The organism is Bifidobacterium sp. LCP19S3_E9 (assembly GCF_052121135.1).
Taxonomy (GTDB): Bacteria; Actinomycetota; Actinomycetes; order Actinomycetales; family Bifidobacteriaceae; genus Bifidobacterium; species Bifidobacterium thermacidophilum.
The window spans coordinates 1-25,108 of the sequence record NZ_JBQKEV010000004.1; the positions used below are offsets into that span (position 1 = coordinate 1).

Annotated in this window: 20 protein-coding genes and 3 tRNA genes; 17 read left to right on the forward strand and 6 right to left on the reverse strand. The window is 59.9% G+C overall.

Features of this window, described 5'->3' with window-relative positions; translation table 11 throughout:
- Positions 1–216: 216 nt before the first annotated feature.
- From ACTQYB_RS02850 to ACTQYB_RS02860, 3 genes are all read right to left on the reverse strand, one after another.
- A tRNA-Glu gene (locus ACTQYB_RS02850) sits at positions 217–288 on the reverse strand.
- Between the two features lie 142 nt (positions 289–430).
- A complete protein-coding gene (gene trmB / locus ACTQYB_RS02855; protein WP_441481821.1) occupies positions 431–1,306 on the reverse strand; it encodes a tRNA (guanosine(46)-N7)-methyltransferase TrmB in 876 nt (291 codons plus the stop codon).
- 39 nt (positions 1,307–1,345) lie between these two features.
- Complete coding sequence (locus ACTQYB_RS02860; RefSeq protein ID WP_441481822.1) at positions 1,346–3,241, reverse strand: glycoside hydrolase family 13 protein; 1,896 nt, start codon at positions 3,239–3,241, stop codon at positions 1,346–1,348.
- Positions 3,242–3,419: 178 nt separating this feature from the next.
- Here ACTQYB_RS02860 and ACTQYB_RS02865 point away from each other — a divergent pair, with 178 nt between their 5' ends.
- The 5 genes from ACTQYB_RS02865 (at position 3,420) to ACTQYB_RS02885 (ending at position 6,779) form a co-directional block, all read left to right on the forward strand.
- On the forward strand, positions 3,420–4,469 hold the full coding sequence (locus ACTQYB_RS02865) for a DUF4190 domain-containing protein (RefSeq protein ID WP_441481823.1): 1,050 nt from the start codon (positions 3,420–3,422) through the stop codon (positions 4,467–4,469).
- Positions 4,470–4,604: 135 nt separating this feature from the next.
- A tRNA-Asp gene (locus tag ACTQYB_RS02870) sits at positions 4,605–4,678 on the forward strand.
- Positions 4,679–4,722: 44 nt separating this feature from the next.
- Positions 4,723–4,795, forward strand: a tRNA-Phe gene (locus ACTQYB_RS02875).
- A 707-nt stretch (positions 4,796–5,502) separates the two neighbouring features.
- Positions 5,503–6,240 (forward strand): hypothetical protein, encoded by a 738-nt coding sequence (locus ACTQYB_RS02880; RefSeq protein WP_441481824.1) that lies wholly within the window; start codon positions 5,503–5,505, stop codon positions 6,238–6,240.
- 161 nt (positions 6,241–6,401) lie between these two features.
- Entirely contained in the window at positions 6,402–6,779 is a 378-nt protein-coding gene (locus ACTQYB_RS02885) for a hypothetical protein (RefSeq protein ID WP_321046249.1), read from the forward strand.
- 132 nt (positions 6,780–6,911) lie between these two features.
- Here the strand turns inward: ACTQYB_RS02885 and ACTQYB_RS02890 are convergent, their stop codons facing one another.
- Positions 6,912–8,129: a helix-turn-helix transcriptional regulator gene (locus tag ACTQYB_RS02890; protein ID WP_441481825.1), complete on the reverse strand. Its 1,218-nt coding sequence runs from the start codon at positions 8,127–8,129 to the stop codon at positions 6,912–6,914.
- A gap of 459 nt (positions 8,130–8,588) precedes the next feature.
- Here ACTQYB_RS02890 and fucO point away from each other — a divergent pair, with 459 nt between their 5' ends.
- A complete protein-coding gene (gene fucO / locus ACTQYB_RS02895) occupies positions 8,589–9,740 on the forward strand; it encodes a lactaldehyde reductase (RefSeq protein WP_441481826.1) in 1,152 nt (383 codons plus the stop codon).
- 305 nt (positions 9,741–10,045) lie between these two features.
- Here fucO and ACTQYB_RS02900 read toward each other — a convergent pair whose 3' ends face one another.
- Positions 10,046–10,993 carry a glycosyltransferase gene (locus ACTQYB_RS02900; protein WP_304326568.1) on the reverse strand — a complete coding sequence of 316 codons (948 nt, stop codon included), beginning with the start codon at positions 10,991–10,993 and terminating at the stop codon, positions 10,046–10,048.
- 105 nt (positions 10,994–11,098) lie between these two features.
- On the opposite strand from ACTQYB_RS02900, the gene ACTQYB_RS02905 reads away from it, so the two are divergent.
- The 11 genes from ACTQYB_RS02905 (at position 11,099) to ACTQYB_RS02955 (ending at position 23,526) form a co-directional block, all read left to right on the forward strand.
- Positions 11,099–12,703 (forward strand): AI-2E family transporter, encoded by a 1,605-nt coding sequence (locus ACTQYB_RS02905; protein WP_441481827.1) that lies wholly within the window; start codon positions 11,099–11,101, stop codon positions 12,701–12,703.
- Entirely contained in the window at positions 12,703–13,929 is a 1,227-nt protein-coding gene (locus ACTQYB_RS02910) for a glycosyltransferase family 2 protein (protein ID WP_441481914.1), read from the forward strand. Before ACTQYB_RS02905 ends, ACTQYB_RS02910 begins: the two co-directional genes overlap by 1 nt.
- Before the next feature lie 181 nt (positions 13,930–14,110).
- A complete protein-coding gene (gene dacB, locus ACTQYB_RS02915; protein WP_441481828.1) occupies positions 14,111–15,559 on the forward strand; it encodes a D-alanyl-D-alanine carboxypeptidase/D-alanyl-D-alanine endopeptidase in 1,449 nt (482 codons plus the stop codon).
- Between the two features lie 54 nt (positions 15,560–15,613).
- On the forward strand, positions 15,614–16,717 hold the full coding sequence (gene tilS, locus ACTQYB_RS02920) for a tRNA lysidine(34) synthetase TilS (RefSeq protein ID WP_441481829.1): 1,104 nt from the start codon (positions 15,614–15,616) through the stop codon (positions 16,715–16,717).
- Entirely contained in the window at positions 16,704–17,267 is a 564-nt protein-coding gene (gene hpt, locus ACTQYB_RS02925; protein ID WP_029575896.1) for a hypoxanthine phosphoribosyltransferase, read from the forward strand. The genes tilS and hpt overlap by 14 nt, the downstream gene beginning before the upstream one ends.
- Complete coding sequence (ftsH, locus tag ACTQYB_RS02930; protein ID WP_033506237.1) at positions 17,264–19,318, forward strand: ATP-dependent zinc metalloprotease FtsH; 2,055 nt, start codon at positions 17,264–17,266, stop codon at positions 19,316–19,318. The genes hpt and ftsH overlap by 4 nt, the downstream gene beginning before the upstream one ends.
- A gap of 4 nt (positions 19,319–19,322) precedes the next feature.
- Positions 19,323–20,354, forward strand: coding sequence for a dihydroneopterin aldolase (locus ACTQYB_RS02935; protein ID WP_441481830.1), 1,032 nt, complete (start codon positions 19,323–19,325; stop codon positions 20,352–20,354).
- Positions 20,351–21,034, forward strand: a complete 684-nt coding sequence (gene folE / locus ACTQYB_RS02940) for a GTP cyclohydrolase I FolE (protein ID WP_441481831.1) — start codon at positions 20,351–20,353, stop codon at positions 21,032–21,034. The genes ACTQYB_RS02935 and folE overlap by 4 nt, the downstream gene beginning before the upstream one ends.
- 20 nt (positions 21,035–21,054) lie before the next feature.
- Positions 21,055–21,918, forward strand: a complete 864-nt coding sequence (gene folP / locus ACTQYB_RS02945) for a dihydropteroate synthase (RefSeq protein ID WP_441481832.1) — start codon at positions 21,055–21,057, stop codon at positions 21,916–21,918.
- A gap of 67 nt (positions 21,919–21,985) precedes the next feature.
- A complete protein-coding gene (gene folB, locus ACTQYB_RS02950; protein ID WP_441481833.1) occupies positions 21,986–22,990 on the forward strand; it encodes a dihydroneopterin aldolase in 1,005 nt (334 codons plus the stop codon).
- Positions 22,990–23,526: a DUF3180 domain-containing protein gene (locus ACTQYB_RS02955; protein ID WP_168973749.1), complete on the forward strand. Its 537-nt coding sequence runs from the start codon at positions 22,990–22,992 to the stop codon at positions 23,524–23,526. Before folB ends, ACTQYB_RS02955 begins: the two co-directional genes overlap by 1 nt.
- Before the next feature lie 190 nt (positions 23,527–23,716).
- On the opposite strand, the gene ACTQYB_RS02960 is transcribed toward ACTQYB_RS02955, so the two are convergent.
- The gene (locus tag ACTQYB_RS02960; protein ID WP_441495904.1) at positions 23,717–24,670 is read right to left on the reverse strand and encodes an acyl-CoA thioesterase; all 954 of its coding nucleotides are present in this window, start codon (positions 24,668–24,670) and stop codon (positions 23,717–23,719) included.
- Positions 24,671–25,108 lie beyond the last annotated feature (438 nt).

The following is a 25,108-nucleotide window of genomic DNA, read 5'->3' on the forward strand; positions in this document are numbered from 1 at the left end:
GGCGAACAACCACGACGATCCGACGAACGAACCTGGATTCTACATCCGCAAAGGACACGTCCACTAACCAAAAATGGAAGTCTAAAACACCACGTTTAGTTCCTATAGCCCGCAGACGATGACAGGATGCGGTATCTGTCCATGATTGGCGCGTCGTAGCAGCTGCATCATCGCAGAAAACAAAGAACCCGCCGTTTGTGGCGGGTTCTGTATTCGTACCCCCTGAGAGAGTCGAACTCTCGTTGTCAGATTGAAAGTCTGGTGTCCTAACCGTTAGACGAAGGGGGCGTCAAACAACTTAGCTATGTTAAACACAAAGCCGCCAGAATGCAAAATCCGTTGTTTCGGCGTGTCGTTTTTCGCGGCTTGCGGATGGTGCATTGGCGGCATGGTTTGTGGAGAAGGCATATCGGCGGCCATCCGCGCGGTATCAGCGGCTGCGGTAAGTGAAATCGTGTATGACCCGTCCGGCCTCGAGCCCTTTCTTTTCGAAGTTCGTCAGTACGCGGCCCTCGAAACGGCTAGATTCCGCGAAATCGGCGTGCGGCATATCGAGCGCGAGATCGGCGTTGCCCTTGCCCACATGCCCGGTCGGCAGACTGACGGTGATTTCGCCTATGTTCTCGAAGTCGTCACGTCCGTCCATCACCTCATGCACGTGCAGCGCATAATCCTCGATGTCCGTGGCGATACGCCACAGGCCACCGGCGACCAACGCCCGGTGAATGGCTTCGGCCAGAGCCGGTTGGACGATCCGCCGCTTGTGATGCTTCATCTTGGGCCATGGATCAGGGAAGAAGGTCCACACTTCGTCCACGGTCGCCGCATCGGCTTTCGCGAACAGTTCCGGCGCGTTGATCTGGGCGATGCGCAGGTTATTCAGATGTTGTTTGCCGGCGCGTAGCATGGTGTGGGCGACGCCCGGATCATAGACTTCAAGCGCCAGATAATTGGTCTGCGGGTGCCGTGCGGCGGCCGCGACAATGTTCTCACCCTGCCCGGTGCCGATTTCGATGACCAGCGGGTGGGCGTTGCCCCACGTGTTGTGGATCCACTCGCGTGTGAGCCTCCAGTCATCTCGGATGTCCAGCGACCCTTCCGCCGCATTTAACGGCAGCAGATATGTGCCGGCGTAAGTGTCCCATGCGCGTTGCAGACGCGCGTCCAGTCGGCCTGAACGGCGGACGAAGGACAGGACCTTGTGCTCATGCCGGATCGGCTGGGTTCCGTCCGCCGGTTGCGCGTGCTGTGCGTCCTGCGAGCCCGACTGCGCGTTCTGTGTGGGGTGTTCCTCGTGTTCTTGCATGGTTCCTTTATAGCGGCCGGTATCGGACACGCGCCGATGCTACCAGCGGGGCACTTCGAGGTCGCCAAGACGCCAGACGCCGTAGCCAGCGTTTGGAAGCGCGAATCTGGCACCATGGTCTGTGGCCGCAGCGCTTCCTTCGCCGGCGACCAGCTGCGGATCGGCGTTGCCCAACAATTCACGCGTGACATGCACCTGCTGTCCGCCCTGCCGTGCGGCGACAACGAGCAGACGGTCCGTCGCATCCTCGCGTAGATACGCGACCGCGTCCGCTTGCACGCTGACCCAGCGCAGGCCGCCGTGGGTGAGTGCACTGGACGTTTTGCGCAGCTTCAGCAGTTCACGATAGCGGTCGATTGTCGCGCTATGGGCGCTCTCAGGCGCATCCCAGTCCATCGGGGTACGGCTTTCCTCTCCGGTGATACCGGTGGAGTCCCGTTCATCGCCGGCGAATACCATCGGCACGCCGGGATAGGTCATCATGATACCGAGCGCCGCATGGGCCACTTGCGGGCTTTGCGTGAGGGTCAGTATGCGTGCGCTGTCATGGCTGTCGATGAGATTCCATTGGGATTCGGCGACTTTCCACGGGATTTGGGCGAGCAGTTCGCGCATGGTGTCTGCCATCGCTTTGCCGCTGCGCCGCGGAAAGGTCTCATCGAAACCGAAGCGCTTGACATGGCTGTTCGGGTCGGCCACCCACATCCACAGCGGATGGGCGAACGCGGCGTAATTCATGACGCCTTGCCAGCCATCGCCCGCAAGATCGCGTGTGGCGTCAGGCATGTATTCGGCGATCAGTGCGCCATTGCCGCCGGTCAAATCGTCAATCGTGGCCCGGATGGTCGTAGCGACAGTGTGGTTCTCGTCCATTGACGCCCAACGGCCCGTCTGATTGGCTACGTCGATGCGCCAGCCATCTAGCCCGTCTTCGCCGCCGAGCCACTGTCCTGCGCTGCTGGATGCCCCGCGGATCATGCGGTCGACCAGCTTACGTGACGTCCAATTGAGTTTCGGCAGCGACTTGATGCCCATCCATGCTACGTAATCGTCTGGGTACCGGTTCCACAGGTAGTAGTCGCGTTCCTCGCTGTCGGGGTCGTGTAGCGCCCGCTGGAACCATTCATGGCTGGAACCGGTGTGATTGAGCGTCAAATCGCCCATGATGCGCATACCGCGGGCGTGGCATGCGCGCGCGAGCGAACGAAGCGCCTCGTCGCCGCCCAGCAGCGGGTCGATATGGTCGAAGGTCGAAGCGTCATAGCGGTGGACGGAACGCGCCGGGAAGCATGGTGTGAGGTAGACGGTGGTGAAGCCGAGGTCGTGGATGTAGTCGAGATGCTCCTCGATGCCCTTGAGGTCGCCGCCGTACCATTGGCGGCCGGTTTCCATGCCATAGGCGAGCGGTTTGGCCGACCATGCGGTCGGATGCGCCCAATCGGGGGCCTGCCGGGTGGAGGATTCCTCTGAACGCGCGAAACGGTCGGGGAAGATCTGGTATGTCGCGCCTTCTCGGTTCCATGCAGGCGATGGGGCGAACGTGGTGATGCGGAAGTCGAAGACGTCGCTGACTTCGCGGTCGAACACGCCGAGCGCGTTGAGCCAGTCGAATCCGCCGTCGCGCAATAGGGCGAAGCGGTAGCGGGTATCGGGATTGTGGATGGGCAACGGCGCCTCGTACCAGGTTTCGGTATCGGTGCTCAGAATCGGGCGGGCGTTTTCTAGGTGCAGCTCGTCGTCGGCGAGTGAGTGCAGTACAACCGCGGTGTACGGTGCGGTTCGCGGAATGCGTACGCGGACGCGGATGGTGTCGCCCAGATTAGGGCAGGGGTTGGAAACATACAGCGTCGAGCCGTCATGATGGGGAAGCGGTGGCTGGGGGTCGTTGGCTTGTGTGCTCGTCGCTTGTGTTGGTCGAGGTGATGCTGTCGTCATGTCGGTCTCCGTTTCCTGCAAACGTTGTCTTTGCGTCGAGCGCGTGATGCGCTTCGTCGCGTCGCGCATTTCATGATGTGCCACGAAGGGAACTAGGGCCGATGATACAACGGTGATGATGACGTTTGCATGGTGTGGCGAATATGGGAAAGCGGCATTCCGTCGGTAGAATGCAAGCATGAATGACAATCAGAATCAGGCGATGCCGCCATCGGCGGACTATCAGCAGAATTTCATTCCTCCATCAGACGATGACTTGCCTATCGAGGCGACGCAGGTGTTGCACGGGGTCCAGGAGACGCGGGAAATGCCCAAGTCCCAGACGTTCCTGTCCGGGCTTCCCGAAGAGCAGATGCCGTCTGAGTCTGCTGGCTTCGGGCAGCCGCAGGATGCGCCTACGGTTCCACTCCCCGTGGCGGATGCCCAGCCGGCATGGGCGGGCGGGGCATCCGGCTATGGCGCCGAGGCGAATGCGCCAGCCGGACTGTATGCTGCCGGCGCGTACGGACAGCAGCCTATGGGGGATGGTCAATCGGCGGCGCAGCAGGCGTCATCGGGGCAGATTCCTCCGCAACAGCCGTATGCTCCCGGTGCATTTGCCCAATCGCCCTATGGCCAGCCGCAACAGGGGTATTCCGGATTCGGTCAGGGGTATACGGAGGTTGCGCAGAATCCATATCGGTACGTGCAGCCGAACCAGCCGTGGAATGTGCTCACGATCATCGGCTTCGTCTTTGCGTTCATCAATCCGTTGGTCGGCTTGATTTTCTCGATCATCGCTTTGGTCATGGTGCGCAAGTCGGGCGAGAAGAGCCGGGGGTTGGCGATTGCCGGTATCATCATCGGCGCGATTAATCTTGTTGTGGTGATTATCGCCGTGTGTGTGTTTGCATCGGCGTTATCTCAGATTGCGTCCGACTATGGCTCGGGCGATGGGCAATCGGATGGATCCATGATGTGCATCGATGGCCAGTGCCAGTCCTTGCCAGGAATCGGGTCGAATGGCGGGGGCGCGAGTGGAAGTCTGCCAGGCGGTGATGCCGATGGTGCTGATGGTGGCTCCACCGACGATGGCGGGATTCTCGGTGATGGCGGCGAAGACTGGGATGACTACAGTGGTCTGCTCGGTGGCGATGCCGCTGTGACCGACCCTGTGGCCGTTCATGTGTCGGGTCTTGGTGTCGGTGTCGTCACTGCCAGTGCGGCCGTCGCGACTGAAGATGCTTAAAACCGCTAAATCGCAAGGTTTTGCGATGCTGATTGACGGGAGCGCAAAAAACGACACGCCGAAGACGGTGCTCGATTTGCGCTCATCGTCATTCTGAGTAATATAAACACTCGGCTGCTTCAAAGAGCAAGCTACGGCCTCGTAGCTCAGTTGGTTAGAGCGCCGCCCTGTCACGGCGGAGGTCACCGGTTCAAGTCCGGCCGAGGTCGCGAATGGTAAAACCCGGTTCATCCGGGTTTTTTTAACCGTCCACGGCTCTGTAGCTCAGTTGGTAGAGCGAGCGACTGAAAATCGCTAGGTCAGCGGATCGATCCCGCTCGGAGCCACAAGAACCCCGATTCCGTATGGAACCGGGGTTTTCTCATTTCTCTGCGGCGTCGGTGGCCGCTTGATGTCTGGCCGTCCCTCGTACGGAACCTGGGGGATGGGCAACGTGTGTCCCGTGGTTTGGCAAGTGCGTGCCGGCTGTTATCCTCTACAAACTGTTTACGCTGGGAGGGTCGTTAGCGTCACCAGTTTGGGGAGTATTTCGAGCGAATTCGTATCTGTTCGTTGTGCAATCTTGCTGTCGCATGACGGGTAGATACCGTCGGGATTCTCGGTTGGATTAGTTATACCGGGCCGTTGTGTCGTTGGGCGGTTGCATGGCGGCGGGATAGACGCCAGTATCTTGGACTCAGGCGATGTTTCTCTCCGCACTGCGATTGCGCAGTTGCACAGCAGACAGATACCACCGCAATCCGTAACCCCCGAGTGCAGGAGTCGTCGGCGACCAGTTCGCGGTGCGGCCGGCATACCGTTCTGCAATCCCACCTGTACGGAAACCGGGGATATCTGTCTGTGGCTCGTGGCGCGTCATGGGCACCGAATCCGTGGAATACGCCATGTTCTCGATGTGTGCCAGCAGGAATTCCAGCCGTCAACGAAGATTTTTCATCTTGTTCGCCTCGGCGTGTCGCGATGATGAAATGGATATCAGACGTGGCGACAAGGAACGGCCGTCTGCAAGAAACAAACGAGAAAGGCACATGACATGAGAAACGACAACGGCAACATCAGTGACAACTCCATCAGCAATACCAGCGGCAATCTGGAACCGAAATGGGACGCCGAGGATTTCATCACTTTGCGCAAGGGCATGAGCATTGATGACATCCATGCGGCCATCGAGGCCGAGCTTGCCGGATTCGGTGATTTCCATCTGCCGGTGCAGGTGTGTGATTTCCGTGCGTCCACACCAAAGAACGAACAGCAGATTGTGTTTTCGTTCAAGGGCGACCAGTGGAAGCCCATGGACGTGTGGTCTCCCGGGGACGCCCGCATCTTCGAGCAGTTTGCCGAAATCCGCCTTGTGGCAAGATTCCGGATTGATGATTCTACAGGTGAGCCCGGCATGGAGCTTGACAAACGTGAGAGTTTCGGCGACGGTGTGCTGTTTGGCGATGATGCTTCGACACGAAGAATGCTGCGCACCGGCATTGACGATCCATTGAAAGGAGTATACGGTCTGGCGGTCACCCCGTTGAACGCCATTATTCCGATCACCGATGACGCCGTCATCAGATTCCGTTCGATTGCCAACAGTCGTTGGAACTGCATCGATATCTTTTCGGGGGTGCAATGGCGTCATCGGCATCGCAAGTACGCGATGTTCTATCGCGACGACAAGAAGGACGAACCGTTGATCCGGCGCAGCATCGAGCTCTATGAGCAGCAGCTGCATATGCTCATTGCCACCGGCGCGAACCCGAAAATCGCGCTCGCAGATTAGCGGGTTCGCGCTGCTGCGGTGGCTTGTGACTGTCGTTGTGATGCACCAATCACATGCCACGGAATACTGCAATATGCCATACACATCACACACTACGCAAGAACCATCAATCTGATTCGCCGTTGACAAGGTATCGACGGCGTTCATGGAAAGGGAATACCATGACAATTCACAACATGCAGGGAATGCAGGAGCGGACACGCCTCGATGCACAGCAGGAAGCTCGCACCGAGCCGATGGCGCGGCCAGTCGAACCGGATTTCCCTGATTTCGGGGATAGCGGCGACCGACATGGATGCGACTGGAATGAGTCGATCTGCGATGAGACGGCCACACATTACACGCACTGCATATGTGGCGACCCGGATTGCGAGTCGGACCACATCCAGTATTACTGCGACCGTCATTACGCTTTGACGCTTGCGCTTAGGCTGGATCATTTGCGTGAATGCAAAGGGTATGAACATGACGAGCCGTGCGAGGATAATCGCGTGGTCACGCTCATGCATATCTCCGATTTTGGTCCACTGGCGGCCTGACGGGCGGAAGAGTCGCATACCTCGATGACATGCTGACACGAGGTAAAACAAACGATAAAGCCAGTTTCTGGTGCGTCCTGCTGATTGAAGAAGCACCGGAAACCAGCTGGAATGGAGAAAGAGAGAAAGATATTACTCGTCACCGTAACGCCGCGCCAGCTGCAAGCCGGCTCGTAGGAGTTCATCACGCACCGATTGTGGGGATTCGACCCGTACATCGGCGAGTGCGTACTGCAACGCCCACCAGATAATGCCCAGCTTGGGACTGCGTACGCTGACCCGGTAGTGGAATGCCTGGACCCCTTCGTGGTCGTCATCAGGGTCAAAAGGCCCGTCGACACGTTCAACCTCGGGGTTGTCGAACCATTCATACACATTGGTGAGCACGCTCGGTCCGATGCTCATGACCACGTCGACCAGTGTGCCCATGGTCATGTGCGGGCGTTGTCTGGCGAATGCGACCGCGTCAAACCGGGGTGCGCCGGTCAGCTTCCGCGGCAACCCGTTCTCGTCCCAGCTATCGGCGGGTACGGCGATTCGCGTACTGGTGATCCGTAGATCGCGGATGCGATTGACGGCGAAACAGAACAGGTTGGTGTGATTCTCATTCTGGTCGGTGTTCTGGGGAACTGGACAATTGTGGAAGTGCCCGAGCAGATAATACCCGCCCTTCTTGTACACCATGTTGTATGGATCGAACACATAGCATCTCGGTTTGCCGGTCCGGCGGTCCAACCGCTTGACCAACCTGCCTTGCTCGTCATAGTCGCAGTAGGAGAAATCAACGGCCAGCTGGTTGTTCATGGCCTCGGTGATTTTCTCGATTGTTGCGAGAAACTCCCCGTTGATGTGCTCGTAGCCGTCGATGGAGATGTCCGGCAGGTTCTTGGAAGGGGCGCTGCCTCCGGCAAGCTGATACAGGCCAGAGATAACCCCTTGGAGTTCCTCCGGATCGATCCGGGAGAGCATCAGGCTGTCTTCGAGCAGACGCACTTCGGAAGGAGAGAGCACCGGTGCCATATACCAACGGCTGTCGTCGCTTTCTTCGTCAGCGGATGTCTCGCCGTCGTCCGCGCGGCGGACCTCGCGGCCGAGAATGCGCGTGTATTCAAGGTATTGCAGCTGGTTGACCACGGTTTCCTTGGACGGCGCCTTGTAGAAGGAGTTCTGTCGGTTATCGGCCTCGAGCAGATCGATGATATCGTCAGGTGTCAGTGGGTGGTCGTCGCTGCTGTGCCTCCACAGTGTCGCGAATACGTCCATTAAAGGGTTTGCGGCGCGGGTATCGCGGATTTCCAGCGCTGACCGCCAGTCGTCAGCACTTCGGATAGTGTCATCAGGTGTCGTCATGGTATCCCTTCCTGTGATGTAATTGCTCCTCGTTGATCCCCACTCCAGTATGCCATAAAGCATCTCGGCACATGACGGTCAATCTGATACGCGGCTGGCGATGACAGACGATTGGCGGTATGCGAGTGGTGGCAGACGAGCGGCGGTGGAAGGGAAGCAGTGATTGACTGTTGGCGGTGCGTCTTGCGGGGCTGGCGGCGGTGTCAGGTTGCTTGGTTGTGTCTTGCGGGCTGGCGGCGGCGCGTGGTTGGCGACTACAGACTACTGGCGGTGGCACGCGGGACTGCGACACATGAGGCTGGTGGCAGACAGCCGGCGGACATATGCTGCTGGCGGGGCATAGCAGGTGACAGAGCATCTCTCAATTCCGCTCTTCACCGTGTCTTCTCGCTGAGTGACTACAATAAGTTTCGTCAATGGCGTTCCTACACAATGGGAACTGTTCGAAGGAGAACACACATGGTATACCGTATGATCTTCAATCAGACCGCATATTTTGGCCGTGGCGCAATCCGTGAGATACCTGTTGCCGCCAAAGCGCGCGGGTTCAAGAAGGCATTCATCGTCACCGACCCGGTGCTACTGGGAACCGGCACTGTGGCGAAAGTGACCGCAGTACTAGACGAAGCCGGTCTGCCGTATGAGATCTTCGACAATGTCAAGCCGAATCCGCCGGTTGAATGCATCCAGGACGGCGTGAAGAAATTTGCTTCCGCTGGAGCCGACTTCCTCATTGGTCTCGGCGGTGGCTCGCCACAGGACACGTGCAAGGGCATCGGCATCGTCACCGCGAACCCACAGTTCGCCGACGTGCTGTCTCTGGAAGGCGTGGCGGACACCAAGAACCCGTCCGTCCCGATTTTCGGCGTGCCCACCACAGCAGGCACAGCGTCGGAAACGACCATCAACTATGTAATCACGGATACCGCCAACAAGCGCAAGTTCGTGGCAGTCGACCCGCATGACATCCCGGTTGTCGCCTTCGTCGACCCTGATTTAACCGACTCCATGCCTCGTGGACTGAAAGTCGCCACCGGTCTGGATGCGCTGACCCACGCGATTGAAGGCTTCATCACACCCGGCGCGTGGTCGCTGTCCGATTGCCTGTCCATGCAGACCATCCGCATGGTCGCCCAGAACCTTGCCAAGAGCGCCGACGGTGACAAGGCAGCAGGTGAGCAGATGGCATACGCAAGTTACATCACCGGCATGGCGTACTCCAACGTCGGGCTCGGTCTGGTTCACGGCATGGCGCATCCGCTCGGCGGGCGGCTCGGCGTTGCCCATGGCGTGGCCAACGGTATTCTTCTCGCCCCGGTTATGGAATACAACAAAGACTTCACCGGCGAAAAGTACCGTGATATCGCGCAGGCCTTCGGTGTCGCGGACGCGATGACCGGCGATCTGGAAACTGTGCGTGAGGAAGCGGTCCAGGCGGTGCACCAGCTGACCGTCGACCTCGGCAATCCGACCAAGATCTCGCAAGTCGGAGCCACCGAAGCCGACCTCAAGCCGCTCGCACACGACGCGTTCCACGACGTGTGCACACCGGGCAACCCGCGCAAGGCGACCGAGGAGGACATCCTCGCGATTTACACGTCGCTGATGTAACGGCCATCTGGCATGCCCGTCCATGGCAACAGCGGTCATCACGACAGCAGCCATGGTAGCGGCTGTGCCATGACGGGGCACGACGCACGGGGCAAGGCCATCGCGGGATTTCTGATTACAGAACCCGTCATGCGACCGGCACCGGCCCAAAATACACAAACTGGTTACGCTGAGACACCTTTCAGCGTAACCAGTTTGTGTAATGGGACGGACGCGGATTCCGTTGCGTACCGCCTACTGTTGCGTTCCGGCGACCGCCATCGTGCTGGACCGCCGTATGCAGCAGCCCACCACCCGCCAGGCCGCTATTGATCCGAGCCTGCCAGCGTCAGTGTGCTGCCTTCGGATTCGGGCTGGCCGTCCGCATCCGCGTCGGTTTCATCCTGCTCGTCACGTCTGGCCACGTCGAACTGCTCCTTCAACCACAGCCGCTCCGCCGGATTGATGTCCATACGATCGAGATACCGCTGATACATCGGGTACAGGGTGTGCATCCACGGGTACAGCGCGTACAGCGTATGCTCCGGCTTGCGTTTGCGCCAATGGTCCGGATGCGCGGCGAACGTGTTGCGGAAACGGTTCATGTAATTGCGGAACGACGTGAACGACGTGTCCATACGCCTCGCGGAAATGCCGCAGATCATGCGCTGGCAGTACACGGTTTTCATCGAGCGGCCAAGCAGATGCAGGGAAACGTCGATATCCTCATGCATCACGTCCTCACGGTCACGGCACACTTCGTTCGCAATCTGGCGCCATGCGCTCGCGCGCAATGCCATATTCGATCCGAACAACAGCACCTGGTCGCCATCTGCCCGGTACATGTGTCGGCGCACGCTGTCATCGCCGCGCAAACCGACGCGTTTGGCAGGCATATCGTAGTAGACGACCGGCCCGGTCGCGCCCATCGCCTCGGGATCCTCGGTGAAAATGCCCGAGACCACTTCGACCCAGTCGGGTTTGAGCATGCAGTCGGCGTCCACGCGGCCCAACACGTCGCCGGTGGCGTGGTTCAGTCCGTAATTGCGCGTCGGGATGAGCCCTTGCTCATCATCCTGATGCAGCAGACGGACCGGCGCGTCAGGATGTTCTTCCATGAACTGCTTGACAATGTCGACGGTCGCATCGGTGGACCGGTTATCCACCACAATCACTTCATGGGGCATCACGGTCTGCCGGGTCGCGTTCGTCAGACAGTCGGCGATGCGCTCCTCCTCGTTCCACGCGGGAATGACAATCGATACGGTTAGCATGCTTTCTAGGATAAGCAAGGACGTCTACAGTGCCGCGCCTGCGCCCGACGCTACGCTTGCTGACAACTGTCGACGCTTCGTGTCGCCTATGTAGAATGGGGAGCCATGAGCCAACAAGAGGAACCGCAAATCGATCTTGCCTCGGTCTTCCCGCAAAAGGGTGATCCCCGGCGCCCGCCAGAATGGTGGGGGCGCGGCCTCTTCTATGCTGTCATTGCTGTGTTCCTCGCCGTATTTGTGTGGAATTCGTGGGGAAAAATCGACACCATCGTCCTTGATGTTGTGGTGTCGGTGTTTATCGCGCTCGCCATCGAACCGTTGGTGATCAGGCTGATTCGCCACGGTTGGAAGCGCGGCGCGGCCTCCGCGGTCAGTCTGATCGGTGTCGGAGTCATCGTGGTCGCCTTGATGGTGCTGTTCGGCAACATGTTCGTCCAACAGGTCATCTCCATGGTACAGAGCGTGCCCGCATATTATGACCAGATCACCGACTTCGTATCCAAGGAATTCGACTTCCAGCTGCCGCAAATGGAGAATCTCGGCAACGAAGTGATGAAGAACCTCAAGACATCATGGCTCACAGACGTTGCCGGCCAGGCCTACAACACCACGGTCGGGCTGTTCGGCTTCCTGTTCAACCTGCTTACGGTGCTCATGGTCACGTACTATGTCTCAGCCGCAGGCCCCCGCGTCCGCCGCAGCCTGTGCCAGTGGCTCGGCCCGTCCACCCAGCGTCGTTTCCTGTTCGCCTGGACCGTCGTGCAGGATCAGATTTCCGGCTTCCTGTTCTCCCGCACGATTCTCGCGGCCATCAACGCCACATGCACCGCGATTTTCCTTGATGTGATCCATGTGCCGTACTGGCTACCACTCGCGCTGTTCTGCGGTCTGACTTCGCAGTTCGTGCCCACGATCGGCACGTATCTGGGCGGCGCCCTGCCGGTGATTTTCGCGTGGGCGTCGCACGGGCCGACATACGCGGTGATTGTGGTGGTGTTCATCGTCGTGTACCAGCAGATCGAAAACCTGATTTTGTCTCCGAAGATTTCGCAGCGCACCATGGATTTGAACCCCGCAATCGCCTTCCTGTGCGTGCTGATTTTCGGTTCGCTGTTCGGCGCTCTTGGGGCTTTCCTCGCATTGCCGATCACCGCCAGCCTGCAAGCCATTTTCCGCGCGTGCACGAAACGCTATGACCTGATTGATTCCCCACTGATGAACGATCCGGAGCCGAAGAAGAAATCCAAGGTTGTCGAAGGTGCGGAGGCATTCAGCGAGCATGTCATCAAACCGATGAGCGAGCGAATGCCCCGCGTTGCGCAAAGCTCCGGCTCGCATGTTCCGGTGGGCGAAGAACTGCGTGAATTGCAGGAACAGATGTACCGGCATACTTCGGAAGCCACACCAGGTGACGATATCCCGACCGTGGCGATTCCCAAAGGCGTGATCAGCCCCGACGCCAAACCGCTTAAGGGCACTGACGAAACCGAAGACCATCAGCATGGAGTCCACGGTGAACCGAACCGCGATGTTGATGCGGCTCCAGAAGCTCTCGCAGCACCCGAAGTTTCCCAGGCGTCCGAAACTCCCGAGATGCGTGAAACCGCCGGGGCTCCCAAGTCTGCCAAGACCCCCGACAATCCTGAGTCCCCGCACCGTGCGCAGGAACGCGCCCAAGCCGATGACAATCCCAGAAAGAAGTGGCACTGATGGTTCTGCTGTCCGTCCTTGATATTCTCCTGATGATCCTCGGCGGCGCCGGACTGGTGTACCAGGCGATTTGTGTGGTCGCCTCGCTGTTCGCCAAGCAGATCACCTTCCCCGACGCGCCCATGGACACGCGGTATGCGGTGCTGATTTCCGCCCGCAACGAGGAAGCCGTCATCGGCAATCTCATCAATTCAATCCGTTCGCAGACCTATACATCACAGCTGGTGGACATCTGGCTGGTGGCGGACAACTGCACCGACAACACCGCAGGGCTGGTGCGTGACATGGGATGCCATGTCGTCGAACGCTTTAACAAGGAGCAGGTGGGCAAAGGCTACGCGTTGAGCTATCTGCTGGACCATATGATCAGCGAAGGCGTGGCCGACCGCTATGACGCGTTCTTCGTATTTGACGCGGACAACCGTCTCGACAAGCATTACATCGAGGAAATGAACAAGGCGTTCCATGCCGGATTCAAAATCCTCACCAGCTACCGCAACTCCGTCAACCTTGCCGACAACTGGGTGTCTTCCGGTTCCGCGCTATGGTTCATCCGCGAATCGCGATTCCTCAACAACTCGCGTATGCTGTTCGGCTCGAGCTGTCATGTGGGCGGCACAGGGTTCATGTTCTCCCAGGAAATCATGCGTCGCAACCGTGGATGGAAGTTCCATCTGCTTACCGAAGACCTTGAATTCAGTATGGACTCTGTGCTTCACGGCGACCGGATCGGGTACTGCGGCACCGCAATCCTCTACGATGAGCAGCCGGTCACTTTCGGGCAGAGCTGGCGTCAGCGCCTGCGCTGGAGCAAGGGATTCCTGCAAGTGTTCCGATATTATGGTCCGGCGCTCATCAAACGTGCGGTGCGTGAACGTGACTTCTCCTGTATCGATTTCACCCTGGTGCTCTGCCCGTTCATGGTGCTCGGCATCGCACGGTTCCTGCTGGGTTGCCTATTCGCGGCATGCGGGTTCGTCACGTGGCAAAGCCAGCTGGACTCAATCGGTGGATGGACGTACGGCATTGTGCTCGGCGTGCTGGCGATGATGGGTCTTGCCGCATTGACCTGTGTCGCCGAACGCGGGCAGATCGGTGCCACCAACAAGGAGCTGTTCGCTTACGTACTCAGCTTCCCGATCTATATGCTCAGCTATGTGCCGATTTCCTTCCAAGCGGTGTTCTCGAAAGCCGAGTGGAAGCCGATTGTGCATCGAGGCAAGTGATCGCACGCCGGCTGTAAGCGCCGGATCCGGGGTGCCGGCCGATGTTTCGCAGGCTTGCTGCGGCTTGCGGCGAACCGGTGCGACACGTTCAGCGTGGGCGCTAAGCTGGGTCTGCACTGGCCCGCCTGCGAATCACGCGGGATGACCAAGGTGAAAGACTGTCCGACGGAAGGAGTGCGTGGTGGGAGCACGGGTGGAGCTGCGCAGGCAACAGCGGACGCAAACGAGCCGGCTGTTGCGTATCGCCATATCATCCGCCGTGACCATGCTGCTGGTCATTGGCTATGCCATCGGTGATATGACTGACGTCCTGCCCGGAGTGCTCACCTTGTCCGACGTCGCCAATCCCTCCTATGCAAGCCCACAATCCGCACGCGCGGCATCGGTCCTCACCGGCAAAGCCGACAGAACACGCGCCATCGACGCCGCCGCTGCACAACAGCTGATTGACGCATTCGCCGCGGATCCCAGCGTCGGAACCGATTTCTCCATCGTCATCGCGGATGCGAAAGGCACTGTCGTGGCAAGCCATGAGCCACAAGCTCAGCGCGAACCCGCTTCGACGATGAAAACGCTGACGGCGCTCGCCGCCTCATCGGTTTTGGACATGGGCTCAACGCTGGAGACAGGAGCCTACCTCGAAGGCAGCGGGCAATCCGTCACTGTGTATCTCAAAGGCAGCGGGGACATGCTGCTGGGGTCGGGGCAGAGCGACCCCAATCATGTCAGCGGTCGCGCAGGCCTGGGAACGCTTGCGAGTGACACCGCTGCTGCGCTCAACCAACGTGGAATCACATCGGTCACATTGAAATATGATGACACGGTGTTCGCCGATCCGAGGTATCCCGCGACTATTGCGAAGAACAACCCGGGCAACATGTATTACACGGCGGTGTCCTCGATGGCGGTTGACGGTGGGCGCCAATGGACTGCCGACGACAAGCACGACCCCGACTTGTTCACCAGTTATCCGTTGCTCTCTATGACTCCGGCGGCGGATGCGGCATCGACATTCGCGCAACGCCTTACGCAATACGGCATCACGGTGAACGGCAGCCCATCCGCGCAGCGTGTGCCCCAGGGGCTGTCTCCGATTGCGACCGTCCAGTCCGCGACGCTTGCCGAAATCATGGCGTTCACATTGCGACACTCCGACAACACGCTCGCCGAGGAATTCGGGCGTTTGCTCGCCAACGCGACCGGCAACGAGAACAGTCCCACCGGGGCGACCACGGCCGTCAAACAGGAACTCGACAAATTGGGCGTGTCCACCAACGGGCTCGTGATGGCCGACTGCTCCGGTCTGTCCGACGGTTCAAGGCTCACCGCCACCACGCTGGTGGAGGTCCAGGAACGCAATGTCAAGATCGGCGCCGCGGTGGCACAGGCGGAAGGTCTGTCCATCCCCGGGCTCGTCGGCACCGCGAAGACCCGCCTGACCGACCAGTCGGTGGCAGGCCAGTTGCGCGTGAAAACCGGCAGCCTTGCGCAGGTCACCTCCATGGCGGGCAATGTGTCCCGAACCAAAGGCGGGTTGCTGTCCTTCGCCGTAATCGTCAACAATCCAACGAATCTGTATTCGGCGCGAATCGCCATCAACACGTTCATGAGCTCGTTAGCCGGGCTGTAAGGGGCTGTAAAGATTGCATTGGGCTGTAAGAATCAGAAGCTGTGAGGAGTCGGCATGGCATACACGGCAACCTTGAAATCCGCCATCGGCAAGCTGCGCGGATGCTTGGAACGGGCCGGCCTCGGACGGCAGGACGAACGATTCGCGCAGCACGGCACGCACACTCCTGCGGGCGATGCGCCCCTCGTGTTGGTCGCATGCTCGGGCGGCCGTGATTCCTTGGCGCTCGCCGCACTCGCCCACATCGTGTGTGGAACCTTGGGATTGCGCTGCGGAGCCATGATTATCGACCACCGCATGCAGGAAGGGTCCGCCGGCGTGGCTGTGCAAGCGGCGAGCACGTGTGTGGATTTGGGGCTTGACCCGGTGATCGTGCGCATTGTGCACGTCAATCAAGACGGCAACGGCCCGGAGGCGGCGGCTCGGGACGCCAGATACGAGGCGATGTTCGACGAGGCACGCGCGTGTGGAGCGCAGGCCATTCTGCTCGCCCACACGAGGGACGACCAGGCGGAGACCATCATCATGGGGCTGATGCGTTCAGGCGGTGTCGACGTGCTGGACGGCATGCGCGAATGCAACAACCGGTATGACGATGTGATGCTGTTGCGTCCGTTCCTTGGTATCACACGGGAGCAGACGACTGCGATATGTCGCGATTTGGGAATCAGCTGGTGGGACGACCCGACCAACGGCGACCACATCCCTCAGGGGGAGCGGTTGCCGCGTGACTACCCGCTGCGTTCCCGGATTCGGCACGATCTCATGCCGTTGCTTGACGACATCGCGGGCGGCGACATGGCCGGTCATCTCGCCCAATACACCGATATCGCCGCCAGAGACCGGGATTATCTCGAATCCAAAGCACTGGTTGCCTACGATTCCGTCGTCACGCCGGAGGAAACCGGGGGAAGCCTCGGGTGTTCGCTGGACGCGAAGGCGATGTTCTCCCTGCCTGCTGCAATCAGAATACGAGTTATTGCGATGGTGTGCACGAATCTCGGCATTGCCGCGTCAATACAGCACATCGAATCGATTGAGCGTCTCATCGTTGACTGGCATGGCCAGGGTGTGGTGTCGCTTCCCAGTGGTTACCAAGCTTTCCGCAAGAAACACGTCATTCGCGTGTGCCAAGATAGTGGGCATGAAAATCGCTGATGTTCAGGACCAGATCGACCACGAGTTGATCAGCAAGGCAGATATCCACAAGAAAATCAATGAGGTTGCCGCGCAGGCGAGTGAGGACTACCGCGGCAAGGACCCTCTGCTCGTCGCCGTGCTCAAAGGGGCGGTCAACACCATGGTCGCCTTCTCGCAGGCGATGAGCATCCCGGTGCAGATGGATTTCATGAGCCTGTCCAGCTACGGGTCGGGAACGTCAAGCAGCGGCACGATTACGGTTCGTCAGGATCTGTCCACGGATGTACGCGGCCGCAATGTGCTCATCGTTGAAGACATCGTGGATTCCGGGCGTACGCTCGCATGGTTGGTCGAGGAACTCAAGCGCCGAGGTGCACAATCCGTGGAGGTCTTCGCGCTGTTGGAGAAGCCGTCCCGTCGTGAAGTCGACGTGCAGGTAAAGTACAAGGGGTACGAGGTCCCTGACGAGTTCGTCGTCGGATTCGGTCTCGATTATGACGAACGCTTCCGCAATCTCGATTCGATCGCGGTGCTGAAGCCGGAAGTATACCAAGGAGAACAGGCATGAGCTATCCGCAAGGCCCGCAGCAGCGGCCGCCTATGGGCGGAAACAACGGCAATCCATTCCGCCGTGGCGATTCCGATAACTCGCCGAAGGGAGACAACGGTAATCACCCGTGGTGGCAGTCCCCTTGGTTGTGGGTCGTGGTGCTGGTGCTGCTGACCATCGGCGCGTTCCAACTCTTCGCCTCCAGCGGCACACAGACCATTAACACGCAGGACGGTCTGAAACTGCTTGAGGACGGGCAGGCCACCTACGCCGAAGTGATCGACAACCGGCAGCTGGTCAAGCTTGAGCTTAAGAACGACTACACGAAGACCGACGCACAGGGCAAGACGCATAATTACGGCAAGAACGTCCAGTTCTACTACACCTTCGCCCAAGGCGCGGATATCATCAAGGCCGTGCAGAAGGACGATCCGAGTGACGGCTGGACATCCAACATGCAGCAGACGAGTGCGATGTCCTATCTCATCACGTCCATCCTGCCGTTGGTCATTTTCCTGGGGCTCCTGTGGTTCATGATGAGCCGCATGAGCAACGGCATGCTCGGCATGGGTGGTCGCAAGAACAGCGGAAAGCTGCTTGAAGGCCAGACCCCGAGCACCCGGTTCGCCGATGTCAAGGGCGAGGATGCCGCACTGCAGGAGGTCGAGGAAATCAAGGACTTCCTCAAGGATCCTTCCAAGTACAAGGCCCTGGGTGCCCGCATTCCTCGCGGTGTGCTGCTCTACGGCCCTCCTGGAACCGGTAAGACGCTGCTCGCGCGCGCCATCGCAGGCGAGGCGGGCGTGCCGTTCTACGCGACTTCCGGCTCGGACTTCGTCGAGATGTTCGTCGGCCTTGGCGCCTCCCGTGTGCGCGAACTGTTCGACGAGGCGAAGAAGAACGCCCCGGCCATCATCTTTATCGACGAAATCGACGCTGTCGGCCGCAAGCGTGGCTCCGGCATGAGCGGCGGGCACGACGAACGCGAGCAGACCCTCAATCAGCTGCTCGTCGAGATGGACGGCTTTGACAACGATACGAACCTGATTATTATCGCCGCGACGAACCGCCCAGATGTGCTTGACCCGGCGTTGCTGCGTCCAGGGCGTTTTGACCGTCAGGTTGCCGTCGAAGCCCCGGATTTGGAAGGCCGCGAGGCGATTTTGAAGGTCCATGCCAAGGGCAAGCCGTTCGTGCCGGACGTCGACCTGCATATGGTCGCCGTGCGTACGCCCGGTTTCACGGGCGCCGATTTGGCGAACGTGCTCAACGAGGCCGCGCTGCTGTGCGCCCGTGCCGGTGCCCAGCTGATTGACAACCGTGCCATCGATGAGGCCATCGACCGTGTGCAGGCCGGCCCGAAGCGCCAGTCGAAGGGCATGGCGCTCAACGAGTTGCGCAACACCGCCTACCATGAGGGCGGCCACGCCCTGGTCGCCGCGTGCATGCACGACACGGACCCGGTCACCAAGGTGACGATCCTGCCGCGAGGCCGCGCCTTGGGCTACACGGCCGTCATGCCGACCTCGGATCGCTATTCCGAGTCGCGCAACCAGCTGCTCGACCAAATGGCATACGCGATGGGTGGGCGTACCGCTGAGGAGATTGTATTCCACGACCCGACCACAGGCGCGTCGAACGATATCGAGAAGGCGACGAAGATCGCCCGCAAGATGGTGCTCGAATACGGTTTCTCTTCGAAGCTCGGCGCAATCAAGTGGGACAATGCAGACGCCCAGGACGATTACGACGGGTTGAAGCCCCGCCCGTACTCGGAGCGCACCGCGGAAATCATCGATGAGGAAGTTGACAAGTTGATTGAGAACGCGCATACCGAAGCGTGGAACGCGATTAACGACAACCGTGACATCCTCGACGAACTGGTCCGCCAGCTGCTGGTCAAGGAGACCCTTAACGAGAAGGAACTCGCCGAGATCTTCGCGAATGTGAAGAAGTCTCCGAAGCGTGAGGTATGGCTGTCCGACGAACGTAGGCCGGATTCCGACAAGCCTCCGGTCGAGATTCCGGACTCACTCAAACGCGGTGTTGGAATGAAGCCGGGCGAGTGACCATATGGATTCCATACGATTGACGGGGATTCGCGCCGCCGCAGGGCAGGGCGGATCCCCGTCCGCTTGTTCTGGCCATGACGACGCGCCGCGGTGGCGTGATCTGCGTGCCGATGTCACGGTCACGCTTGATCTGCGGGAAGCCATCGCCGGCGATGACATCACACAAACCGTGGATTACGCCCAGCTGACCGATCGGGTGCGGCAGGTCATGGCGGCCGGCGCATACGAGTGTGCGCTGGTAGAAACGATTGCAGGACGCATCGCGCAGGCGGTGCTGCTGTCCCACAGGGTCCACTCGGTCGATGTCGTGCTTCATGCCGGGCACCCGCACGGGGCGGACATCGACGAAATCGTTGTGAACGTTCATCGTATGGCGGACGATGACAGCCGTGTCGGCGCTACACCGGCGGCGCAGACGAGCGGATTAGTGCCGAGACAAGACAGCGGTGAGAACGGCGGCGATGCGCACGCCGGCAACCCGTCAGACGGCGGACGACACAGCGCCAGCAAATCAGGCGTCCCAAGCGGGCATGCCAATCCCGCACAATCGCAGGTGCAGCAACCTTCCCACGCCGTAATCGCTATGCGTGGTGGTAGCGGGGACGGGGAACACCTGATGCGCGCCGCGGTCGTCGCCTTGGACAGCGTACCCGGCAACCAAGTGACCGGAATCTCGCCGCTGTACCACGTCAGCGCCATCGACGGCCCGGATTCGATGTCAGCGGTGGTGCTTGTCGATACGCGGCTGGACCTTGCCGCACTCAGCCACCTGCTGGCTTCCATCAACGACAAGCATCGCGACACGCTTGCATTGCACGCGGTGACCATGCGCTCTGATGCCGAGAACGGCCGGCATGAACAGGTCGGCTGGCAGGAAGCGAAAACCAAGGCGTCGATCCTCGCTCCGTGGATGGATATTGAGCCGGATGCCAGCTTTGACGGCGACCCGCTGTCCTACCTGTTGGCGCTCGCTCCGGACGCGACGCAAGTGGGGATGTTGTCGGACAGCTGGATTCTAGGAGGAATGCAATGAACAGCACGGACGAAACGAACCGTCAAGCCGCTCAAGCCGGTCAGATTGCTACTGCCGCTACGACCGGCGCGGCCGGTGCTCCATGCGCGGCTCATCAGCAAGACACACCCGATGATGGCATTGACGATGCGGCGATCCGTACCGCCGTGAGGATGTATCTCAAAGCAATCGGCGAAGACCCGGATCGCGATGGCCTGCTCGACACCCCCGATCGGATCGCCCGCGCTTCGCATGAGCTGTTCGCGGGTCTGCACAGCAATCCGCAGCAGGTCCTGGAGAAGCGATTCCCGGTGGACACCGATGAAATGGTTCTGGTACGCGATATCGAACTGTATTCGGTGTGCGAACATCATCTGCTCCCGTTCCATGGCGTCGCGCACGTCGGCTATATCCCCTCGCACGGGGCCGTTGTCGGGCTGAGCAAACTCGCGCGGCTGGTGGACGTGTACGCGCGCCGCCCGCAAGTCCAGGAACGGCTCACCCAGCAGATTGCGGACGCGCTTATGGAGTATGCGGATGCGCGAGGTGTCATCGTGGTCACGGAGTGCGAGCACTTGTGCATGTCCATGCGGGGCGTGAAAAAATCCCAAGCCCGCACCACGACATCGGCGGTTCGCGGAATCATGAAGAACCCGACGACCAGAGCCGAAGCGATGAGCCTGATCTTCTCGCAGCGGTGAACACGGAAAGAAGACAACACATGGACCAAGCATTGCAGGCGTTGCACGATGCCCCCAACACCATGGTGATGGGGGTGCTCAATATCACCGAAGATTCATTCTCGGACGGAGGCAAGTGGCTTGATCCCCAGGCCGCCGCCGAGCACGGCCATGCATTGGCTAAGGCGGGGGCGCAGATCATCGATATCGGCGCAGAATCCACCCGTCCCGGCGCCAAACGTGTCAGCGAACAGGACGAGCTCAATCGCGTGCTCGGTGCGGTTCATGCGCTTGCAGACGCCGGCGTGCCGCTGTCCATCGACACCACCCGCGCCAGTGTGGCAGAAGCGGCTTTGGAAGCGGGCGCGTCGATTATCAACGATGTGTCAGGCGGCCGTTTGGATCCACAGGTTCCGCAGGTGGTCGCCGAACACGACTGTCTGTATATCGTCCAGCATTGGCGCGGCTGGCTTTCTGGCTCGCAGGGCGCGACCCCGGATGCCGATACCTCCGTGTACACGGGCGGTGTCATGCACGATGTCCGTGAGGAGCTGCTCAGACAGGTCGACGATGTGCTGGCCGCCGGAGTCAGGCCAGAACAGATCATCATCGATCCGGGGCTGGGGTTCTCCAAGCCGAGCGCGGCGCATAATTTCCCCCTGCTTGTCGGCTTGGATACCTTGCGCGCGAGCGGGTATCCGGTACTGATCGGCGCGTCTCGCAAGCGTTTCCTCGCTGATGCTGGGATTGACCCCGGCAATATGGCGGCGCGGGATGATGCGACCGCCGCATTGTCCGCCATGTGCGCCGAACATGGCGCGTGGGCTGTGCGTGTCCATGATGTCGCCAAATCGCTGGCCGCCGTCACGATGGGCACCATGTGGCGGACCTACGCCAACGCGTGATGCGGGCTGATTGCGTGCTGAACTTGGGCTGAATGCGGCATTCGTTATTTGGAAAGGAGCTGCGCACATGGACACCATCACGCTCACAGGAATCCGTGCGCAAGGCACGCATGGCGTGCTGGAGCATGAGCATATGCGGCCTCAGCCGTTCATCGTCGATGCGACAATCGAGCTTGATCTCAACGCTGCCGGCCGGTCTGACGCGCTCGATGACACGGTGGATTATGGCCGGGCGGCGAAGGCGATCGTCGGGATCATCGAAGGGGAGCATGTCGACCTGATCGAACGGCTCGCCCAGTGTATCGCCAATGCGTTGCTCTCATTTGAGCGGGTCAGGCGGGTCACGGTCACCGTTCATAAGCCGCATGCGCCGATCACCGTGCCCTTCACTGATGTGAGCGTGACCATCACCAGGGATGCCGAGGATTGTCTAACTGCGCCAGCGGACGATGATGTCGCGGTCGGCGATTGTGAGGATTGCGGCGATCAGCACGAGGGCAGCGCCCGGAGCATCCACCACATCGTGTTGTCTCTCGGTGCGAACCAGGGCGGAAATGCCGCTGCCATCACCGGGGTGTTGCGTGACGCCGTCCGGCAGCTTGATGCGATCGAGGGCACGCAGATCACCGGCGTGTCGTCGCTGTATCGCACCAAGGCGTGGGGAATGCCGCAGAATACGCCGGATTTCCTCAACGCCATCGTGCTGGCATCCACCACGCGCAGACCGCGGGAGCTGCTGCAGACGATCCACGATATTGAGCAAAGCGCCGGCCGCGACCACGGCCAGCATTGGGCATCACGGCCGCTTGACATTGATATCATCGATGTTGACGGCATGGTGTGCGACGACCCGACGTTGACGTTGCCGCATCCACGGGCGTGGCAGCGTGCTTTTGTGCTTGTGCCGTGGGCCCAGGTCGATTGCGACGCGCGGCTCGCCGGCCCGCATGGCGGCAAGGTCGCCGAACTTGCGCGCAATACCCCAGACGCGCACAGTGTGGAGGTCGTCTGTGACGATTGGATGGTTGCACAAGCGGACAACCTAGGGAATCCCGATACGCAAGGAGATTGATGATCATGCGAAGAACCCCGTGGTGGCAGTACGCGATTGCGGTGCTGGCAGGCTGTCTGCTCAGTGTGGGTGTGACGAAAGTCGCGGAAAACATCCAGTTTGACATGCTTGGTGCGCCGATTGTGGTGTCGGTGGTCATGCTGGTCATGGGACTGGTGGTGCTGGGGTTGGCGATCCAGGTGCGTATCTACGCGCGGACTGATCCGAAGAAACGTACGCGCAGGCTTGATCCCGAGCGTGCGGTCAACACGTTGATCCTGTCGAAGGCGCTGGGGCTTGCTGCGGCGTTTTTGCTTGGCTGGTACGGGGTGCAGTTGATCATCGCGTTGCCTCACGGCGATGCGCCGTATTATGCGGGGGCGATTCGCGAATGCGCTATCGCGGCGGCGGTCAGCCTGATTGACATGATCATCGGCATCATCAGCGAGTGGTTCTGTCAGTTGCCGCCCGATGAGGGGCCGGAGAACCCAAAAATCAAGGAGCGCCAGCGTCAACAGCGTCAGCTCGCCCGTGGCGGCGTCGCCAAACGCAGCTAGTGTGCGTGCCGCTTCTGCCGACGGTGAGTGCGTCGTCAGCGTCGACAGAAGGTTGGTGGTTCTCCCCAAACTAGGTGTTTCCCAAACTGGTTACGCTGGTGCTCGGTTTTCCGTCAGCAGTTTGTGAGTATCCCCAAACTTGTGACGCTGAGAGTGGGTTTTGCGTAGCCAGTTTGGGAAAACGAACCGGCTACGCCGGGGTGTTGCTGGTTTCGCTGCCCGATTGCAAGGTTTCGAGGGTCTTGTCTGGGACGCGGATCATGGCTTCCTGTGCCATCACCGCGACCAGTTCGCCGTCGCGCGAATACACCTTCGCGAGCGCCAGCCCACGCCCATGAGCGGCGGTCGGCGTATCCTGCACATACAAATGCCACTGGTTGATGTCGATATCCCGATACCACCACATCGAATGGTCGATGGACGCATAGGAAATCCCCGGTGTCGAAATGCTCAGCCCCGCGCGCCGCAGCACCGGCTCCATCATGATCTGGTCGCAGCCGAGCGCCAGCATCGCCCGATGCATCACCTGCGGCACGTCTGCGGTCCCATCCGCCTTCATCCACACCATCTGACGGCCGCTGTCCCGGTCCGCGGACTTGTGGTCGGCGCCCAACATGATAGTCGGCGTCACATGACGGATGTCGAATGGGGATTTGCTGGCGTAGAAATCAGCGAACGGAGACTTTTCCGCGTAGGGTTCCATCAGTTGTTTGGCGCTGGTCAGTCCTTCTGGACCCGGCACATCGACCGGCATCGGATCGGCGAATTCGACACCCCGTTGGCCGGTTTCCTGGAAGCTCGCGATGGCGGTGAGAATCGGCCCCTGCGCCTGCGTGACATTGACGCGCCTAGACGAGAAGGAATGCCCGTCACGCAAGGTTTCCACATCGAAAAGCACATCCTGGTGAATATCGCCGGCGGCGATGAAATACCCGTGAATGGAGTGGGGGAGCCGGCCGTTCGGCACGGTTTTCGCCGCGGCGATGACGGACTGCGCGATCACCTGGCCGCCATAGACGCGCCCCGTGGGGAAATACAGGCTTTCCCCATTGATGTAGGTATGGTCCCGATGCGGGGAAGGGGTGCCAAGCTGCAACACCTTCACCAGATGCTTCAACGGTGTCATCGGTTCGTTCTGCGTCATAATCGCTCTTTTCTGCATGCCCGCCGGCCGGTGCGGTGAGCGCGTATTCGGTCGGCGTCATGCGCCGCATGGTGTAGTCTAATCCGTTTGGCGGAATATCTTCGGATTTCGCGATGAAATCCGTTTTCGTCAACGAAATCCGCATCCTGCGCATGCGCCGTGTGTTATGACACAGTACAGCAGGTGTGTATTTCCGTTGCGATTCGACTTGTCCTTATGTATGTAAACGCACGATGGCATCGGGTGAACATCCGGCGACTGCAAGGTGAACCGGGCGCCGCCCCATGCTTGATTCCGGTTGGACTCGACGAAAGAGCATACCAAGAAATCCAAGAACCAAACCCAAGACCAGAACCCAAGGCCCAGGCCCAAAACTCAAGAACCTCCCGGTCGGTTGCCCGACTGGGAGGTTCCATGATTGATTGCCGTTCGCCTATC